The 16640-nt window shown below is 71.5% G+C and carries 18 protein-coding genes; 9 read left to right on the top strand and 9 right to left on the bottom strand.

Annotation, left to right across the window (positions count from 1 at the left end; genetic code table 11):
* Positions 1-5 precede the first annotated feature (5 nt).
* A complete protein-coding gene (gene lysS / locus OG933_RS19570; protein ID WP_362536005.1) occupies positions 6-1745 on the top strand; it encodes a lysine--tRNA ligase in 1740 nt (579 codons plus the stop codon).
* Positions 1746-1814: 69 nt separating this feature from the next.
* Here lysS and OG933_RS19565 read toward each other — a convergent pair whose 3' ends face one another.
* From OG933_RS19565 to OG933_RS19555, 3 genes are all read right to left on the bottom strand, one after another.
* The gene (locus tag OG933_RS19565; protein WP_405628054.1) at positions 1815-3116 is read right to left on the bottom strand and encodes a DUF2637 domain-containing protein; all 1302 of its coding nucleotides are present in this window, start codon (positions 3114-3116) and stop codon (positions 1815-1817) included.
* A gap of 76 nt (positions 3117-3192) precedes the next feature.
* Positions 3193-4164, bottom strand: a complete 972-nt coding sequence (locus OG933_RS19560) for a DUF3558 domain-containing protein (protein WP_362518287.1) — start codon at positions 4162-4164, stop codon at positions 3193-3195.
* Between the two features lie 118 nt (positions 4165-4282).
* Entirely contained in the window at positions 4283-5113 is an 831-nt protein-coding gene (locus OG933_RS19555) for a DUF3558 domain-containing protein (RefSeq protein WP_362518284.1), read from the bottom strand.
* Between the two features lie 205 nt (positions 5114-5318).
* On the opposite strand from OG933_RS19555, the gene OG933_RS19550 reads away from it, so the two are divergent.
* Positions 5319-6515 carry an RtcB family protein gene (locus OG933_RS19550; protein ID WP_405628050.1) on the top strand — a complete coding sequence of 399 codons (1197 nt, stop codon included), beginning with the start codon at positions 5319-5321 and terminating at the stop codon, positions 6513-6515.
* A gap of 78 nt (positions 6516-6593) precedes the next feature.
* Here the strand turns inward: OG933_RS19550 and OG933_RS19545 are convergent, their stop codons facing one another.
* The 4 genes from OG933_RS19545 to OG933_RS19530 all read right to left on the bottom strand — a co-directional run bounded on the left by OG933_RS19545 (position 6594) and on the right by OG933_RS19530 (position 9270).
* Positions 6594-7850, bottom strand: a complete 1257-nt coding sequence (locus OG933_RS19545; RefSeq protein ID WP_362518278.1) for a tyrosine-protein phosphatase — start codon at positions 7848-7850, stop codon at positions 6594-6596.
* Positions 7851-7876: 26 nt separating this feature from the next.
* Complete coding sequence (locus OG933_RS19540; RefSeq protein ID WP_362518275.1) at positions 7877-8095, bottom strand: hypothetical protein; 219 nt, start codon at positions 8093-8095, stop codon at positions 7877-7879.
* On the bottom strand, positions 8092-8868 hold the full coding sequence (locus OG933_RS19535) for an SDR family NAD(P)-dependent oxidoreductase (protein ID WP_405628048.1): 777 nt from the start codon (positions 8866-8868) through the stop codon (positions 8092-8094). The genes OG933_RS19540 and OG933_RS19535 overlap by 4 nt, the downstream gene beginning before the upstream one ends.
* Positions 8869-8931: 63 nt before the next feature.
* Positions 8932-9270 (bottom strand): YnfA family protein, encoded by a 339-nt coding sequence (locus tag OG933_RS19530; RefSeq protein WP_020130058.1) that lies wholly within the window; start codon positions 9268-9270, stop codon positions 8932-8934.
* A 136-nt stretch (positions 9271-9406) separates the two neighbouring features.
* Between OG933_RS19530 and OG933_RS19525 the strand changes: the two genes are divergently transcribed.
* The 4 genes from OG933_RS19525 to OG933_RS19510 all read left to right on the top strand — a co-directional run bounded on the left by OG933_RS19525 (position 9407) and on the right by OG933_RS19510 (position 12224).
* Complete coding sequence (locus OG933_RS19525; protein ID WP_362518270.1) at positions 9407-9898, top strand: hypothetical protein; 492 nt, start codon at positions 9407-9409, stop codon at positions 9896-9898.
* Between the two features lie 68 nt (positions 9899-9966).
* Entirely contained in the window at positions 9967-10440 is a 474-nt protein-coding gene (locus OG933_RS19520) for a MarR family winged helix-turn-helix transcriptional regulator (RefSeq protein WP_054238641.1), read from the top strand.
* 6 nt (positions 10441-10446) lie between these two features.
* Entirely contained in the window at positions 10447-11481 is a 1035-nt protein-coding gene (locus OG933_RS19515; RefSeq protein WP_362518267.1) for a permease, read from the top strand.
* Positions 11478-12224 (top strand): TIGR03943 family putative permease subunit, encoded by a 747-nt coding sequence (locus OG933_RS19510; RefSeq protein ID WP_405628044.1) that lies wholly within the window; start codon positions 11478-11480, stop codon positions 12222-12224. The genes OG933_RS19515 and OG933_RS19510 overlap by 4 nt, the downstream gene beginning before the upstream one ends.
* Positions 12225-12285: 61 nt before the next feature.
* Here the strand turns inward: OG933_RS19510 and OG933_RS19505 are convergent, their stop codons facing one another.
* The gene (locus OG933_RS19505; RefSeq protein WP_405628042.1) at positions 12286-12693 is read right to left on the bottom strand and encodes a winged helix-turn-helix transcriptional regulator; all 408 of its coding nucleotides are present in this window, start codon (positions 12691-12693) and stop codon (positions 12286-12288) included.
* A 134-nt stretch (positions 12694-12827) separates the two neighbouring features.
* Here OG933_RS19505 and OG933_RS19500 point away from each other — a divergent pair, with 134 nt between their 5' ends.
* Positions 12828-13709 (top strand): NADP-dependent oxidoreductase, encoded by an 882-nt coding sequence (locus OG933_RS19500; RefSeq protein ID WP_362518260.1) that lies wholly within the window; start codon positions 12828-12830, stop codon positions 13707-13709.
* Between the two features lie 44 nt (positions 13710-13753).
* Here the strand turns inward: OG933_RS19500 and OG933_RS19495 are convergent, their stop codons facing one another.
* The gene (locus OG933_RS19495) at positions 13754-14551 is read right to left on the bottom strand and encodes a helix-turn-helix domain-containing protein (protein ID WP_362518257.1); all 798 of its coding nucleotides are present in this window, start codon (positions 14549-14551) and stop codon (positions 13754-13756) included.
* A gap of 246 nt (positions 14552-14797) precedes the next feature.
* Between OG933_RS19495 and OG933_RS19490 the strand changes: the two genes are divergently transcribed.
* Positions 14798-15907, top strand: coding sequence for an LLM class flavin-dependent oxidoreductase (locus tag OG933_RS19490; protein ID WP_405628040.1), 1110 nt, complete (start codon positions 14798-14800; stop codon positions 15905-15907).
* On the top strand, positions 15904-16542 hold the full coding sequence (locus OG933_RS19485; RefSeq protein ID WP_405628037.1) for an FMN reductase: 639 nt from the start codon (positions 15904-15906) through the stop codon (positions 16540-16542). Before OG933_RS19490 ends, OG933_RS19485 begins: the two co-directional genes overlap by 4 nt.
* Positions 16543-16640 lie beyond the last annotated feature (98 nt).

Here is a 16640-nt window from a genome sequence, read left to right as displayed (position 1 = left end):
AGGACGTGCCGATCGTGGCTCTGAGCACCGAGACCACCGACTGGGTCTCCCGTTTCGCGGATGAGGTCATCGAGGAGTCGGAGCGTCGGGCCCCCGGCAAACCTGTGGTCGTCGCGTCCGGACTCTCCCCCTCCGGACCCATCCACCTGGGCAACCTCCGCGAGGTCATGACCCCGCACCTGGTCGCCGACGAGCTCCGCCGTCGCGGCCACCAGGTCCGCCACCTGATCTCCTGGGACGACTACGACCGCTACCGCAAGGTGCCGCAGGGCATCGACGGGATCGACGACTCCTGGGCCGAGCACATCGGCAAGCCGCTGACCTCCGTCCCGGCGCCGCAGGGCTCGACCCACCCGAACTGGGCCGAGCACTTCAAGGCCGCGATGGTCGAGTCGCTGGCCGAGCTCGGCGTGGAGTTCGACGGCATCAGCCAGACGGCGCAGTACACCTCCGGTGTCTACCGCGAGCAGATCCTGCACGCGATCAAGCACCGCGGGGACATCGATGCGATCCTCGACCAGTACCGCACCAAGAAGGCCCCGGCGAAGAAGCAGCAGAAGCCGCTCGACGAGGCCGAGCTCGAGGCGGCGGAGGGGTCGGGCGCGGCGAACGAGGACGACGGCTCGGCCGGCTCGGCCGGCTACTTCCCGTACAAGCCCTACTGCGGCAACTGCGAGAAGGACCTCACCACGGTCACCTCGTACGTCGACGACACCACCGAGCTGTCCTACACCTGCGCCGCCTGCGGATTCGCCGAGACCGTCCGGCTGAACGAGTTCAACCGCGGCAAGCTGGTCTGGAAGGTCGACTGGCCGATGCGCTGGGCGTACGAGGGCGTCGTGTTCGAGCCGAGCGGCGTCGACCACTCGTCCCCCGGGTCCAGCTTCCAGGTCGGCGGCCAGATCGTCGGCATCTTCGGCGGCAAGCAGCCCATCGGGCCCATGTACGCCTTCGTCGGCATCAGCGGCATGGCGAAGATGTCGTCCTCGAAGGGCGGTGTCCCCACCGCCGCCGACGCGCTGAAGATCATGGAGCCGCAGCTGCTGCGCTGGCTCTACGCCCGCCGCCGTCCCAACCAGTCCTTCAAGATCGCCTTCGACCAGGAGATCCAGCGGCTCTACGACGAGTGGGACAAGCTGGACGCCAAGGTCGCCGAGGGTTCGGCGCTCCCGGCCGACATCGCCGCGCACTCCCGCGCGGTGGGCACGGCCGCCGGTGAGCTGCCGCGCACCGTCCGGCCGCTGCCGTACCGCACGCTGGCCTCCGTCGCCGACATCACCGCCGGACACCGGGACCAGGCCCTGCGGATCCTCTCCGACCTCGACCCGGAGAACCCGCTCGGCTCCCTCGACGAGGCCCGGCCCCGGTACGACAAGGCCGAGGCCTGGATCAACACCCATGTCCCCGCCGACCAGCGCACCATCGTCCGCGCCGAAGCCGACGCCGAGCTGCTGAAGTCCCTCGACGAGGCCTCCCAGCAGTCCCTGCGGCTCCTGCTCGACGGACTCGCCGGCCACTGGTCGCTGGACGGGCTCACGCACCTCGTCTACGGCGTCCCCAAGGTCCAGGCCGGGTTCTCCGCCGACGCCACCCCCAAGGAACTCCCGCCGGAGATCAAGACCGCCCAGCGGACGTTCTTCGCCCTGCTCTACCACCTGCTGGTGGGGCGTGACACCGGCCCGAGGCTGCCCACCCTGCTGCTGGCCGTGGGCCAGGAGCGGGTGCGGGCCCTGCTCGGGGAGTAGGCGGCACTTCCACGACGGAGGGGGCGCCCGGTGTCAGCACCGGGCGCCCCTCCGTCGTACACCTGCGCATCAGGCGATGTGGTCCTCCTCCAACTCCGCGTTGAAGCGGTGCTGGAAGCGTTCCGTAAGGGTTTTCAGGGCGCTGGGACTCATGGTCGTCCCGTAGGTCGCCTGAATGTTGTCGCCGAGGACACCGGGCGTGGGGAAGCTGCCGTCTATCGACTGACGGAACACCTGGTAGTAGGCCTCCTCGTCCGGCTCGACCACCGGGGTACCGCCGCCCTCACCGAGCTCGCGGCTGCGGCCCGGACCCACCGGGATGGGGAACGAACCGGTCTCCTCAGGAGAGGGCTCCTGCGCCGGAGGCTCCTCCTGGTACTGGTCCTGGTACTGCTCGGCCTGCTGCTGCTCCTCGTACCACTGGGCGTACTGCTCCGAGGGGTCGTACGTGGGGTCGTAGCCCCCCTGGTACGCCACCTCGTGCGGCGCCTGGAACCACGGGCTCTGCTCCTCCTCCGTGGGCGCGGGGACGGGCGCGTGGCCGACCTGCCGGCCCTGCTGGGCCTGCCGGGGCGCGGGAGCGGCCTCGACGGCACGGACGCCCGCGTCGACCGGGGCGCCCGCCGTCAGCTCCTGCTGGGGCGCGGCCGCCGGGACCGGCGCCGGAGGGAGCACGGCCGGCTCGATGCCCGCCGCCGCCAGACCCGCCGGGGCGGTCTCCGCCAGCGGGACGCCGTAACGGGCCAGCCGCAGCGGCATCAGCGACTCCACCGGGGCCTTGCGGCGCCAGGCGCGGCCGAAGCGGGAACGCAGCCTCGCCTGGTAGACGAGACGTTCCTGCTCCAGCTTGATCACCTGTTCGTAGGAGCGCAGCTCCCACAGCTTCATACGGCGCCAGAGCAGGAAGGTGGGCAGCGGCGAGAGCAGCCAGCGCGTGAGGCGCACGCCCTCCATGTGCTTGTCCGCCGTGATGTCCGCGATCCGGCCGATCGCGTGCCGGGCCGCCTCGACGGAGACCACGAACAGGATCGGGATCACCGCGTGCATACCCGTGCCCAGCGGGTCCGGCCAGGCCGCCGCGCCGTTGAAGGCGATCGTCGCCGCCGTCAGCAGCCACGCCGTCTGCCGCAGCAGCGGGAAGGGGATGCGGATCCAGGTCAGCAGCAGATCCAGGGCCAGCAGGACGCAGATACCCGCGTCGATACCGATCGGGAACACATACGAGAAGTTGCCGAAGCCCTTCTCGAGGGCCAGTTCCCGGACGGCCGCGTACGAACCGGCGAAGCCGATTCCGGCGATGATCACGGCGCCGGTCACGACCACGCCGATGAGAACGCGGTGCGTCCGGGTCAGCTGTATTGGCGCGGACACCCGTACTCCCCTCCCCTTGCGTGTTCTTGCGCGCAACAGGGTGGCACATGTGTGCGGCGCACGTGTTGCCGGTCCGTCAGCTCTTCGCGGAAGCGGAGGCCTTCGGTGCCGCCGCGGCCGCCTTGGAGGCCGTCGCCTTCGGGGTCGCCGACGACGACTTGGAGGGCGTTGCCTTCGGGGTGGAGGAGGCCGACTTGGACGGGGACGGGCTCGTGGCCGAGGTGTCCGAACCGCCGCTGCCACCCTCGCCGTTGGCCGACCGCACGGCGGCCACCGCCTCCTTGGCCGCCTTCTCCGCCGACTTCGTCAGGGTCTCCGCGCTCGGCGCCTTGTCGCCCGCCAGACCGGCCCCGTTGTAGTCGAGCGTGAGCACGACGTTCTCGACGCGCACCACGACCGTCTGCTGCTTGAAGGCGCCTTCCGACTTCTTCAGGTCGTAGCGCACCGAGGTCGCCTCGTCACCCGTCGCGGCCGCCGGCGCCGACTTGACGTTCTTCGCGCCCGACACCGCCTGGGCGTCCTTGACCTGCTTCGCGTAGTACGTCTTCGCCTGCGACTCGCCGTCACCGGTCGTCGTGTCCGACTCGAAGCGCAGCAGCGAAACGTTCAGCCAGCGGAACTGCGAGCCCTTCACCCCGTTGTTGGCGAGGCTGGACCAGGAACAGCTGGCCCGGGCCGCGGTGTCGCTGGACGTCCCCTCCTTGCCCTTGGCCGCCCCCTTCGGCACCAGCTCCGTCAGCGTCTTCTTCGACACCACCGCACACGCCTCGGGCAGCGTCTTGTACGCCGCCGCCTGCACGGTCGGCGCGGCGCTCGCCGCGGAGTCGGTGCCCGAACCGGCACCGATGGAGGCGCCGGCGTCCTTCGCGTCATCGCCCGAGCCGGAGTCCGAGGAGCAGCCCGCGGCCATCAGCATCACGGGGACGGCGACCGCCGCGGCCAGGAGGCGGTTCAGCCCTCCGGCACGCTTCACTCGCTCGGCACGCTGCTCGCGCTGGTCAAACTGGCCGTCTCGCTGGGCTCGTCGCTGCATGGTTCCTTCACTCATGACGCTCGTGGTTCCTGCGGTCGGATCGGGTCCGAGGGGCCACCGTAGTCGGTGAAGATGCTGTGCGGTTCCGCTTCGAGGGCTTTGCGGGTGGGGCCCGAACCTGGCCGAAGTGCCCTCAGCCGGCCAGTGAGTCGGCGAGCTGCGCGGCCAGTTTCCGGGCCTTGTCCTGCATTTCCTCGCTGTCCGGCACCACGCCGACGGTCGCCGGCTGCTCCTCGTACTGGATGGTCACCATGACGTTGGACGTGCGGAACGCCACAGTCACCGTGCGCTGCTTGGCCGTCGAACCGGAGCTGCTGAGCGCGTCGTCGATGAACGCCTCGTCGCCCAGGTCCTCCAGGAGGCGGGGCTGGAGGTCGGCGGGGGTGACGGTGGAGGAGGCCGAGGGCGAGGCCGACGCGGAGGCGCCCGCGGAGGGTGAAGTCGTCGTCGAGGGAGAGGTGCTCGGACTCGCGGAAGCGGAGCCGGTCGCCGCGCCGGTGGCGGAGGCGGTGGGCGCGGGAAGGTCGGCCGCGGTCACCCGCTGCGCGAAGAGGGCCTCGGCCTGGTTGTCGTCGCTCACGGCGTTGTCGTACGAGACGACCCGCTCGAAGTCGACGAGGAGATGGTCGGTGGCGTCCGTCGACTCCACCTTCCAACGGCAGCCCACCTTGCGGTCGGTGTCGAACGTCTGGGTCGCCTCACCCGCGTAGGCCGTGTCGCGCTGCGCCTCGTCGGTGAGCTGCTTGATGCCGGGGAGGAGCGAGTCGAGGGTGGACCGGCTCACCACACCGCAGGCCTCGGGGAGCGTGTCGTACTTGCCGGGCTGCGCGACGGCGCTGGCCGTACCCGCCTCGCCCGGGTTGGAGTTGTCCGTCGAGCCGCCTTCGTCCGAACCGCCGGTGCAGCCGGCCAGCAGCGCCGCGAGGAGCGCGACGACGCCGGGTACGTATGCCTTCCGCTGCACGGTCGGCTCCTCTCGACAGTTCTGGTGATGTGGGTGGCTGCCGGTGTCCCCGCTGGTTATTCGCTTGCCGGACGGGGGCGGCCCCTGGAGACAATGTGTATCGCACGTGGAGCTGTGGATGCCGGTTCGCTGTCCTTTTCGTTGACCTTGGCGCCAGTTTTGCGATCTAAGGATTTTGTAATTAATCCGGGGGAATGAGGACGATATGTCGTACGTGGAGCTGCCGGGCGCGAAGGTACCCATCCGTATGTGGGCCGACCCGGCGTCGGTCGAGGAGGGTGCGCTCCAGCAGCTGCGGAACGTGGCGACCCTGCCGTGGATCAAGGGACTGGCGGTCATGCCGGACGTCCACTACGGCAAGGGCGCGACGGTCGGCTCGGTCATCGCGATGCGGGGCGCCGTCTGTCCCGCGGCGGTGGGCGTCGACATCGGGTGCGGAATGTCCGCGGTCCGGACCTCGCTCACGGCGAACGACCTGCCCGGCGATCTCTCCCCGCTCCGTTCGAAGATCGAGCAGGCGATCCCGGTGGGCCGCGGGATGCACGACACCGCGGTCGACCCGGAGCGGTTCCACGGGCCGGCGGCCACCGGCGGGTGGAACGACTTCTGGGCACGGTTCGACGGAGTCGCGGAGGCGGTGAAGTTCCGTGAGGAGCGGGCCGTGAAGCAGATGGGCACCCTTGGCGGCGGCAACCACTTCGTCGAGGTGTGCACGGACACGAGCGGCTCCGTCTGGCTGATGCTGCACTCCGGTTCCCGGAACATCGGCAAGGAACTCGCCGAGTTCCACATCGGGGTGGCGCAGAAGCTCCCGCACAACCAGGGCCTGATCGACCGCGATCTCGCCGTCTTCGTCGCGGACACCCCGCAGATGGCGGCCTACCGCAACGACCTGTTCTGGGCCCAGGAGTACGCGAAGTACAACCGCACGCTCATGATGGCGCTCCTGAAGGACGTGATCCGCAAGGAGTTCAAGAAGGCGAAGCCGGCCTTCGAGCAGGAGATCAGCGCGCACCACAACTACGTCGCCGAGGAGCGCTACGACGGGATGGACCTGCTGGTCACCCGCAAGGGCGCGATCCGGGCCGGTTCCGGCGAGTACGGCATCATCCCGGGTTCGATGGGCACCGGTTCGTACATCGTGAAGGGCCTCGGCAACGAGAAGGCCTTCAACTCGGCCTCGCACGGCGCGGGCCGGCGGATGAGCCGCAACGCGGCCAAGCGCCGCTTCTCGACGCGCGACCTGGAGGAGCAGACGCAGGGCGTGGAGTGCCGTAAGGACTCCGGCGTCGTGGACGAGATCCCGGCCGCCTACAAGCCGATCGAGCAGGTCATCGATCAGCAGCGGGACCTGGTCGAGGTCGTGGCGAAGCTGAAGCAGGTCGTCTGCGTGAAGGGCTGACACCGCGGGTCCGCGGTTGACGACCGCAGGTGAGGGGCCCGGGCCGGTTTCGGCTCGGGCCCCTCACGCGTCTCTCCCTCAGCCGAGCCGCTTCTCCAGCAGGGTCACCGCGTACGGGCTTCCCGTGCCGTCCTCCTTGGCGTGCTGTTCGCCGACGACCGTGTAGCCCGCGGACTCGTAGTACGCGCGCAGGCGGGGGTTGGTGGAGAGGCAGTCGAGGCGGGCGTAGGGGCGGCCGGCCGCGGTGATGCGGGACTCGGCCTGGGCCAGCATCCTGCGGCCCGTACCCGGCGGGGCGGTGTGCGGGGTCGTCATCAGGCGGTGGATGTAGCCGGCCTCGGGCGGGCGGGGGCCCCAGGCGGCCGGATCGTCCCACCAGAGCTCGAAGGCGCCCACGACCGCGCCGTCCGCGTACGTCAGCCAGACCTCGCCCTCGCGCATGCGGTCGACGAAGTGGGCCGCGGTCTTCTCGCCGGGCTGCCACTGATCGATGCCCCGGGCCAGTTGCCACAGCGCCGCCGTGTCGCGCAGGCGGACCAGGACAGGGGCGTCGAGCGGCTCCGCCCTGCGGTGGGTCAACTCCGGCCGAGCGGTGGGGGCGGGTTCCAGGAGGCGGGCGCGGAGGGTGGCCGACAAGGCCTCGGCGTCCATGCCGAGAGCTCCCGACACATACGCCTCCACCGAGCCGTAACGGGCCCGCAGCGCCTCCAGGAAGAGGCGCATCACCGACTCGGGGGCCCGGCCGAAGGCAGGCCACGCCGGGGAGCGGCCGTCGTTTCGCGCGCGCCAGTCGGCGAGCAGGGCCGGGGTCGCCAGTTCCGTCAGGGTGAAGTCCTCGATGATCACCTCGTCCGGCACGCCCAGCAGACTCAGGACCACGGCCGCCAGCTGCCCGGTGCGGTCCTTGCCCGAAGCGCAGTGGAAGACCAGTCCCTCCCGCGCCCCGGCCACCAGCTCCAGGGCCGCCGCGATCTCCTTCGTGCCGTCCTCCGCCACCTCCATGAAGCGGGCGGAGAGGTACGGGCCCGGGTCCACGTCCGGGGTCAACGCGGCCTGGTCGTAGGGGCGGTGCTCGATGCTGAGATTGCGGTAGGTGAAGGAGTCGTCCTCCGGTACCCGGCCCCGCGCCTCGATCTCCCAGGGGTGACGCAGGTCGATCACCGTGCGGACGCCGAGGGCGAGGAAGCGGTCCCAGTCCGGGGTGTCCGGTCGCAGCTTGCCGAGGGAGTCCGCGCGGAACAGTCGGCCCGCGCGGACCCGTTGGCCACTGCCGGCCGGATATCCGCCCAGGTCACGGAAGTTGTGCAGCGTCTCGAACGGTATGTGTCTGTCCACGTGGAAACCCTATGGCGCGGCGGCCGTCACTTCGCGTGGCGCACCGCGTAGATCATCACGAACGCCACGAGGTGGATGCCGAAGAGGAAGTAGGCCAGGAAGACCCACATGTGGCGCTCGTTCTTCGTCTCCTGGGCGAGGCGGCGCTGCTCCAGCGAGCGCTGCTCCGGGGAGAGCGGTTCTGGCGAGCGTGGCTCCCGTGCGTCCGGGTCCTGGCCCGCGGTCCCCTCCTCCTCGGCCGTCACAGCTCCCGGTGGACCTTCGTGTTGGAGGCCTGGGCGCGGGGGCGCAGGACGAGGAGGTCGACGTTGACGTGGCTGGGGCGGGTGACCGCCCAGGCGATCGTCTCGGCCACGTCGGAGGCGGTGAGGGGTTCGGCGACGCCCTCGTAGACCTTGGCGGCCCGGTCCGCGTCGCCGCCGAAGCGGGTGAGGGCGAACTCGTCGGTCCTGACCATGCCGGGGGCGACCTCGATGACGCGGACCGGCAGGCCGACGATCTCCAGGCGGAGGGTCTCGGCGAGGACGTGGGCGCCGTGCTTGGCGGCGACATAGCCGCCGCCGCCCTCGTACGTCCCGTGGCCGGCGGTCGAGGACACCACCACGACCGTTCCGTCGCCGCTCGCCACCAGCTTGGGGAGCAGGGCCTGGGTGACGTTGAGGGTGCCGAGGACGTTCGTCTCGTACATCGTGCGCCAGTCGGCCGGGTCGCCGGTGGCGACGGGGTCGGCGCCGAGCGCGCCGCCCGCGTTGTTGACCAGGACGCCGATCTTCTTGAACGCGCCGGCGAACTCGTCGACCGCCGCGCGGTCCGTGACGTCCAGCGGGTACGCCGTCGCGGAGCCGCCCGTCCGCGTGATCTCCTCGGCCAGCTCCTCGATGCGGTCCTTGCGGCGGGCGGTCAGGACGACCCGGTAACCGGCCGCGGCGAGCTGCCGGGCGGTGGCGGCGCCGATTCCGCTGCTCGCACCGGTGACGACGGCGATGCGGGAGGCGGCGGACGGTGCGGCGGTGGCCATGGGCTGCTCCTCGTACACGGGGGTGTTCGTTCATACGACCGGCTGCCGCCCAGGGTATCGGGGTCAGCCGCCGTTCCTCGGGGCCCACATGATCACGGCCATCCCGGCGAGGCAGACCAGGGCACCGGTCACGTCCCAGCGGTCGGGCCGGTAGCCGTCGGCGACCGCGCCCCAGAGCAGCGAGCCGGCCACGAAGATGCCGCCGTACGCGGCGAGGATGCGGCCGAAGTGGGCGTCGGGCTGGAAGGTGGCGACGAAGCCGTACGCGCCGAGGGCGAGGACACCGCCGGCCGCCCACAGCCAGCCCCGGTGCTCGCGTACGCCCTGCCAGACCAGCCAGGCGCCGCCGATCTCGAAGAGCGCGGCGACGACGAACAGAGCGGCGGACCGGAGGACGAACATGCCGGCAGCTTGACACGGCCGGGTGCTGTCACCTGTTGGAGGGCGCCTGCCGGGCGCCGGGCGTGGGATACATCCCCTTCGTACCCGGCCCTTCGTACCCGGGCGGTTTCCGATCGAGGAATCGAGGAGTGGTGGCATGCGCTGGATGCGAGGTCTCGCGGTGTGGGCTGCGGTGCTGGCGGTGGGGGTGGGGGTCGCGCCCGCGCGGGCGGCCGGGACGGCGGGGGAGGCGGGGGAGGCGACCGAGGCGGACCTGTCGTACCACGGCTCCGCCGTCATGCGCGGCGGCCGGGTCGACGTCGGGCTGACCCCGCGCAACCACGGTCCGGCGGACGTCTCCGACTCGACCGTGCGGCTGCGCTGGTCGGTGCCGTTGGCGGCGGGGGCGCAGCGGCTGCCGGCCGGTTGCGCGCGGACGGGCCGCCAGGAGGTGGTGTGCCGGACGGGGGCGCTGGCCGCGGACGGACTGGGGGAGCGGATCGCGTTGCGGGTGTGGCTGCGGGGGCGGCCGACGGAGGTGACGATGGCCGTCGACACGCTGTGGGGCGGCGGGGCGGTGGACCGCAACCGCTCCAACGACCGGCAGCAGGTGCTGGTCCTGGACACCGGGGACGCCTACTTCTTCTGACGGTCGAGGTTGCGGAGCGTCGTACGATCTGCGGACGGCGCTGACGGCGGTGCCGACGAAGGGGTGCGATGTCCGGGAACGTGCGCTCGCGGCTGCTGGACGAGCTGTCCGTGGTGTCGCGTCGGTACGTGGCCGCGTACGCGCTGTTCAACCAGGCTCTCGCCGACCGTCTCGGGCTGCATCCCACGGATCTTCAGTGTCTGAACCTGCTGATGCTGGAGCGGGAGCCGGTGACGACGGGCCGGGTCGCCGAGCTGACGGGGCTCACCACCGGGTCGGCGACCCGGCTGGTGGACCGCTTGGAGAAGACGGGCTACGTCGTCCGGGAGCGGGACGCGGCCGACCGGCGGCGGGTCCTCGTGGTGACGGTGCCGGAGCGGATCGCGGAGTTCACACGGATGTGGGAGCGGCTGGGCGGCGACTGGATGCCGCTCTTCGAGGACCTGGAGGACGGCGAACTCGCGGTGATCGTGCGGCACATGCGGCGCACGGTGGAGTTCGGCGCGGTCCAGGTCGCACGGTTGCGGGAAGGCCGGGTCTAGGGCGGGATGCAGGAGACGGACATACGGCCGTCCGCGGCGGCGGCCGAGGGAGTGCGGGCGGCGGACGCCCGCCCGGCGGGTGCGCTGCCGCGGCACTGGCCGCTGTTGCTGCTGGGCGCGGCGGTGGTGCCGGGTGTGCTGCTGGTGCTCGTCGGGCGGTCGCTGGACGAGCCGGCGATGCAGGCGTGGCGGACGGTGTGTCTGGCCGTGACCGTGCAGGCGCTGCCGTTCCTGCTGCTGGGCACGGCCCTGTCGGGGGCGATCAACGCCTTCGTGCCGGCCCGGGTCTTCAGCCGGCTGCTGCCGAAGCGGGCCGCGCTCGCGGTGCCGGTGGCGGGGATGGCGGGTGTGGTGCTGCCGGGGTGCGAGTGCGCGTCGGTGCCGGTGGCGAACAGTCTGATCGGGCGGGGCGTCACCCCGGCCGCCGCGTTCGCGTTCCTGCTGTCGGCGCCCGCCGTGAACCCGGTGGTGCTGACCGCCACGGCCGTCGCCTTCCCGGGCAGTCCGGAGATGGTGCTGGCCCGGCTGCTCGCCTCGCTGGTCACCGCCGCCGCGATGGGCTGGCTGTGGCTCTGGCTGGGGCGCGAGGAGTGGTTGAAGCCCACCGTCGTCCGGCACACCGGGCATGTTCCGGGGCGCAGCCGGTTCACGGAGTTCCGGCGTGGTTTCCAGCACGACTTCCTGCACGCGGGGGGTTTCCTGGTGGTAGGGGCGATGGCGGCGGCGACCTTCAACGTGGCGGTGCCGCGCACGCTGCTCGACACGTTCGCGGGTTCGCCGTGGCTGTCGGTGCTGTTCCTGGCGGCGCTGGCGATCGTGCTGGCGGTGTGCAGCGAGGCGGACGCGTTCGTGGCGGCCTCGCTGAGCGGGTTCTCGCCGGTCGCGCGGCTGGCGTTCATGGTGGTGGGGCCGATGGTCGACCTGAAGCTGATCGCGCTTCAGGCGGGCACGTTCGGGCGGGCCTTCGCGGTGCGGTTCTCGGCGGCCACGGCGGTGGTGGCCGTGGTGTGCAGCGCGGTGATCGGAGGGGTCCTGCTGTGAGGCGGTTCGTACAGGTGGGGCTGCTGGTGCTGGGTGGACTGGGGTTGTTGCACACCTCGCTGTTCACGGACGAGTACCTGCGATACGTCAAGGAGGGGATGCGGCCGCTGCTGGTCGCCTCCGGGGTGCTGCTGCTGGTACTGGGAGTGGCGGAGGCATGGGCCGCCCCACCGCGGGAGGAGCACGGCGAGTCGGGGGACGGGCATCAGGGGCACGGGCATGATCACTCCCGTGTTCCTCGGGTCGCCTGGCTGCTGTTCCTGCCCGTGCTGAGCCTGCTCTTCTACGCGCCTCCCGCGCTCGGCTCCTACACGGCCTCGCGGGAGCCGGCGAAGGCCGTCGCCGTGCAGGACGACGCCTTCGATCCGCTGCCCGCGACCTCCCCGCTGCCGATCACGCTCACCGACTTCACCCAGCGGGTGCAGCAGGACCGGTCGCGGGCCATCCGGGGCCGCGCGGTCGTGATGACCGGGTTCGTCACCCCGGCCCAGGGGAAGCAGGACGGCTGGTATCTGACCCGGATCATCGTCAACTGCTGCGCGGCGGACGCGTCGTCCGTGAAGGTGCTGGTCCGGGGGATCGCGGCGCCGAAGGCCGACACCTGGGTGAACGTCACCGGGACCTGGCAGGGGAGCGGCACGCTGGGCACCTCGTCGGCGGCGGTCGCGTTGGACGCGCGGGGCGTGCGGAAGGTGCGCAAGCCGTCGAACGCGTACATGGACGCGCTGCCGCTCACCTCCTGAACGGCACGGACCTGGGCACGGAGGGCGCTGATCGGCACCGAACGGTATCGGTCGGCGCCGCTCAGACGTCGGCGCCGTCCGTGTCGTAGCGTCGGCGGGCCGCCTGGACCTCGTCGAAGTGGATCTCCGCCCAGTCCTTCACGGCCGTGAGCAGCAGCGCGAGGTCGCTGCCGAGTGGGGTCAGCTCGTAGTCGACGCGGACGGGGACGGACGGGGTGACCGTGCGGGTCAGGATGCCGTCGCGTTCCAGGGTGCGCAGGGTCTGGGTGAGCATCTTGGGGCTCACGCCGGCGATCCTGCGGGCCAGGTCGCTGTAGCGCTGGGGGCCGGGGGCGAGGGCCGAGACGACCAGGCTGACCCACTTGTCGCTGAGGCGGTCCAGGAGCTGGTTGGTCGGGCAGCTGCGGAGGAAGGCGTCGTAGTCGCTGCGGGCCTGTTCGCGTCGCTGGGCGGCGGTCGTGGTGGCCATGGTGACTCTCCTCCTGGTGACGTAGGCACCTTCAGGTAACTACTTCCCCCTGGATAGTAACTCTTCCTAGGGTTGTGACAGCAAGAGGGAAGCGGGAGATGCCCGCAAGTACCCGCCTATCCAGGGGAGTTGTCATGCGTGCAGCAGTGGTGCGGACATTCGGCGGGCCCGAGGCCGTCGAGCTCGTGGACGCGGAGCTGCCGGAGCCGGCCGCCCGGCAGGTGCGGATCAAGGTGGCGGCGGCCGCGCTGAACCCGGTGGACGCCGGGGTGCGCTCCGGGGTCTTCGGTGGCGCGGGCAAGCAGGTCGGACTCGGCTGGGACGTCGCCGGGACCGTGGACGCGGTGGGGGTGGCCGTCGCGTGGAACGTGGGGGAGGAGGTCGTGGCGCTCGACCACGGGATGGTCAAGCCGCTCGGAACCCACGCGGAGTACGTCGTCGTCGACGCGGACGCGGTGGCGCTCGCGCCGGCTTCCGTGGACGCGGTGCACGCGGCGACGCTGCCGCTGAACGCGCTGACCGCGGCGCAGGCGCTGGATCTGCTGGCCCTGTCGCCGGGGGATTCGTTGCTGGTCACGGGCGGTGCGGGAGCGGTCGGCGGCTATGTCGTCCAGCTGGCCGCGCGGCGCGGCGTGACGGTCGCCGTGCTGGCTCGGGCGCAGGACGAGGAGTTCGTCCGGTCGCTGGGGGCCACGCGCTTCCCGGGCGGCGAGGGGAGTTTCGACGCGGTGCTGGACGCGGCGGTGCTCGGCGCCGAGGCGCTGGCCCTGGTGCGGGACGGGGGCGCGTACGTGGGGGTGATCCCGCAGGCCCAGCCCGCGTCGGAGCGGGGAGTGCGGACCGAGGCCGTCGAGGTGAGCGCGGACGGGGCCCGGCTGGCGGAGCTGGTGCGGTCGGTGGACGCGGGCGAGCTGACCCTCCGGGTGGCCGACACCTTCGCGCTGGAGGACGCCCCGAAGGCACACGCGCGACTGGCGGAGGGCGGGGTCCGGGGACGACTGGTGCTGGTTCCTTAGGCGGGGGCCCGGGGGTCGGGGCCCGGGGGCTCAGGGCAGAGAGGTCATGGGCCGCGATGCCTCGCGTAGGTGGCAGGGGGGACCCCGACCGTCGTGGTGAAGTCGCGGACCAGGTGGGCCTGGTCCGCGTAGCCCAGGTCCGCGGCCAGGGCTGCCCAGTCCACCGTCCGCTCGGCCTCCGCCCGTTCCAGGGCCTCGTGGATGCGGTAGCGCAGGATCACCCATTTGGGGCCCACACCGACGTACGCGGCGAACAGGCGCTGGAGCAGGCGTACCGACAGTCCCTCGTCGCGCGCGAGGTCCGACACCCGGCGGATCGCGCGGTCGGTGCGGATGCGGTCGACGAGGGTCATCGCGAGGTCGGCCTGGGGGTCCTGGCGAGGGACGCGGGCCGCCAGGAGGTGTGCGTCGAGGGCGGCCACCCGGGCCTCCTCGTCGGCCGGGTCCAGGACCGGGGCCGGGTCGATGCCGGTGAGGTGGACCCGGCGGCCCGTCCAGTGGGAGACCGGGTGCTCGGGGGCGAACGGGCGGAAGCCGCCGGGGCGGAACTTGACGCCGCACACCCGTCCCCGGCCCTCCAGTTTCTGGCTGAAGAGGCCCTGCTGGACGCCGGCGATCTCGACGAAGGGCTCCTGCCCCTCGAACCGCTGGAAGACGAGGTGGACCGCGGGGTGCGGGACCACGTGGGAGACGTACGGCTCGGTCAGGTCCCAGTCGATCAGCCAGTAGTGCTCGACATGGGGCCGCAGGGGCGGGGCCGGCTCGGGGCGGCGGAAGCGCACGCGTGCGAGGAAGTCCGCCGCGTCGACGATGCCTCGGGTGTCACGGCGTGGGGTGGCCATCTCCGGATCGTAGGACGGCCCACTGACAGTGCCACCGCCACCGCCACCGACAGCGCCACCGCCACCGACACCGGCATCGCGATGGGCAGCGCCACCGACATCGCCACGGCAGCGGTACCGACAGCGGTACCGACAGCGGCATCGACAGCGCCGCCGACACTCGTGGCGGTCGGCGGAATAGTGGGGACGAGGGAGGTGTTTGGCCGGTATAGTTTAACGGTCAACAACTTTGGAGGTTGAGCGACCATGCAGTTCGGGATCTTCAGCGTCGGCGATGTCACGCCGGACCCCACCACGGGCCGTACGCCGACCGAGCGCGAGCGGATCAAGGCCATGGTCGCCATCGCGCAGAAGGCCGAGGAGGTCGGCCTCGACGTCTTCGCCACCGGTGAGCACCACAACCCGCCGTTCGTGCCCTCGTCGCCGACGACGATGCTCGGCTACATAGCCGCGCGGACGGAGAAGCTGGTCCTCTCCACCTCCACCACCCTCATCACCACCAACGACCCGGTGAAGATCGCCGAGGACTTCGCGATGCTCCAGCATCTGGCCGACGGGCGCGTCGACCTCATGATGGGGCGCGGGAACACCGGCCCGGTCTACCCCTGGTTCGGCCAGGACATCCGGCAGGGCATCAACCTCGCCATCGAGAACTACGCCCTGCTGCGCCGGCTGTGGCGCGAGGACGTCGTCGACTGGGAGGGCAAGTTCCGCACCGCCCTCCAGGGCTTCACCTCGACGCCCCGTCCGCTGGACGATGTGCCGCCGTTCGTCTGGCACGGCTCCATCCGCTCGCCCGAGATCGCCGAGCAGGCCGCGTTCTACGGCGACGGCTTCTTCCACAACAACATCTTCTGGCCGGCCGACCACACCAAGCAGATGGTCGAGCTGTACCGCGCCCGGTACGCGCACTACGGACACGGCACGCCCGAGCAGGCCATCGTGGGGCTCGGCGGGCAGGTCTTCATGCGGAAGAACTCGCAGGACGCGGTGCGCGAGTTCCGGCCGTACTTCGACAACGCGCCGGTCTACGGTCACGGGCCGTCCCTGGAGGACTTCACCGACCAGACCCCGCTGACCGTCGGCACGCCGGAGCAGGTCATCGAGAAGACGCTCAAGTTCCGCGAGTACGCCGGCGACTACCAGCGCCAGCTGTTCCTGCTGGACCACGCGGGGCTGCCGCTGAAGACCGTGCTCGAGCAGCTCGACCTGCTCGGCGAGGAGGTCGTGCCGGTGCTGCGCAAGGAGTTCGCCGTCGGACGGCCGGCCGAGGTGCCGGACGCGCCGACCCACGAGTCGCTGCTCAAGGCCGCCCAGGCCGCCCGGGCCACCCAGGAAGGGGTGAACGTCGCATGAGGCTCGTCGTCGTCTCGGCGGGGCTGAGCGTCCCGTCGTCGACCCGGCTGCTGGCGGACCGGCTGTCGGCCGCGACCGCCGGGCGGACCGCGGTGGGAGCGGACGTGGACGTGGAGGTCGTGGAGCTGCGCGACCTCGCCGTCGAGATCGCCCACAACTTCACCAACGGCTTCCCCGGACGGAAACTGGCGGCCGCGCTGGCGGCGGTGACGGCGGCGGACGGGCTGATCGTCGTCACGCCGGTGTTCTCCGCGTCCTACAGCGGACTGTTCAAGTCGTTCTTCGACGTGATCGACCCGGACGCGCTGGCGGGCAAGCCGGTGCTGATCGCCGCCACGGGCGGCTCCGCGCGGCACTCGCTGGTACTCGAACACGCCCTGCGGCCGCTCTTCTCGTACCTGCGCGCCGTGGTCGTCCCGACAGCCGTCTACGCCGCCTCGGAGGACTGGGGCGCGCAGGGCCTGCCCGAGCGGATCGAGCGAGCGGCGGCCGAGCTGGCGACGCTGATGAAGGGCCTGTCCGCACCGTCGACGCCGTCCGCACCGGTGAACCATGAGAGGGATGAGAAGGCCGAGAAGAGCGAGCTCACGGTGGTCCCCTTCGCCGACCAGCTGGCGGCCCTGGCCGCCCGGTAACCACTGAACCGCTGCCCTCCTGAGCGCCGGACGGGACAACTCAGCCCGTCCGGCGATTGAGGACGAGGCCGTTCAGGCCGATGCGGGGGTCTGGGGGC

The sequence above is a fragment of the Streptomyces sp. NBC_00016 genome (genome assembly GCF_045040885.1).
GTDB lineage: Bacteria > Actinomycetota > Actinomycetes > Streptomycetales > Streptomycetaceae > Streptomyces > Streptomyces coriariae.
Note: the sequence above shows the minus strand (reverse complement) of the source record. Positions and strands in the feature narration are given on the sequence as shown.

Bases quoted from the DNA above. Each gene is read 5' to 3' on its own strand.
- OG933_RS19530 (WP_020130058.1), bottom strand. From the start codon at position 9,270: ATGTTCGTCCTCCGGTCCGCCGCTCTGTTCGTCGTCGCCGCGCTCTTC.
- OG933_RS19520 (WP_054238641.1), top strand. From the start codon at position 9,967: ATGTCCGGGAACGTGCGCTCGCGGCTGCTGGACGAGCTGTCCGTGGTG.
- OG933_RS19515 (WP_362518267.1), top strand. From the start codon at position 10,447: ATGCAGGAGACGGACATACGGCCGTCCGCGGCGGCGGCCGAGGGAGTG.
- OG933_RS19495 (WP_362518257.1), bottom strand. From the start codon at position 14,551: ATGGCCACCCCACGCCGTGACACCCGAGGCATCGTCGACGCGGCGGAC.
- OG933_RS19525 (WP_362518270.1), top strand. From the start codon at position 9,407: ATGCGCTGGATGCGAGGTCTCGCGGTGTGGGCTGCGGTGCTGGCGGTG.
- OG933_RS19505 (WP_405628042.1), bottom strand. From the start codon at position 12,693: ATGGCCACCACGACCGCCGCCCAGCGACGCGAACAGGCCCGCAGCGAC.
- OG933_RS19490 (WP_405628040.1), top strand. From the start codon at position 14,798: ATGCAGTTCGGGATCTTCAGCGTCGGCGATGTCACGCCGGACCCCACC.
- OG933_RS19485 (WP_405628037.1), top strand. From the start codon at position 15,904: ATGAGGCTCGTCGTCGTCTCGGCGGGGCTGAGCGTCCCGTCGTCGACC.
- OG933_RS19500 (WP_362518260.1), top strand. From the start codon at position 12,828: ATGCGTGCAGCAGTGGTGCGGACATTCGGCGGGCCCGAGGCCGTCGAG.
- OG933_RS19535 (WP_405628048.1), bottom strand. From the start codon at position 8,868: ATGGCCACCGCCGCACCGTCCGCCGCCTCCCGCATCGCCGTCGTCACC.
- OG933_RS19560 (WP_362518287.1), bottom strand. From the start codon at position 4,164: ATGAGTGAAGGAACCATGCAGCGACGAGCCCAGCGAGACGGCCAGTTT.
- OG933_RS19550 (WP_405628050.1), top strand. From the start codon at position 5,319: ATGTCGTACGTGGAGCTGCCGGGCGCGAAGGTACCCATCCGTATGTGG.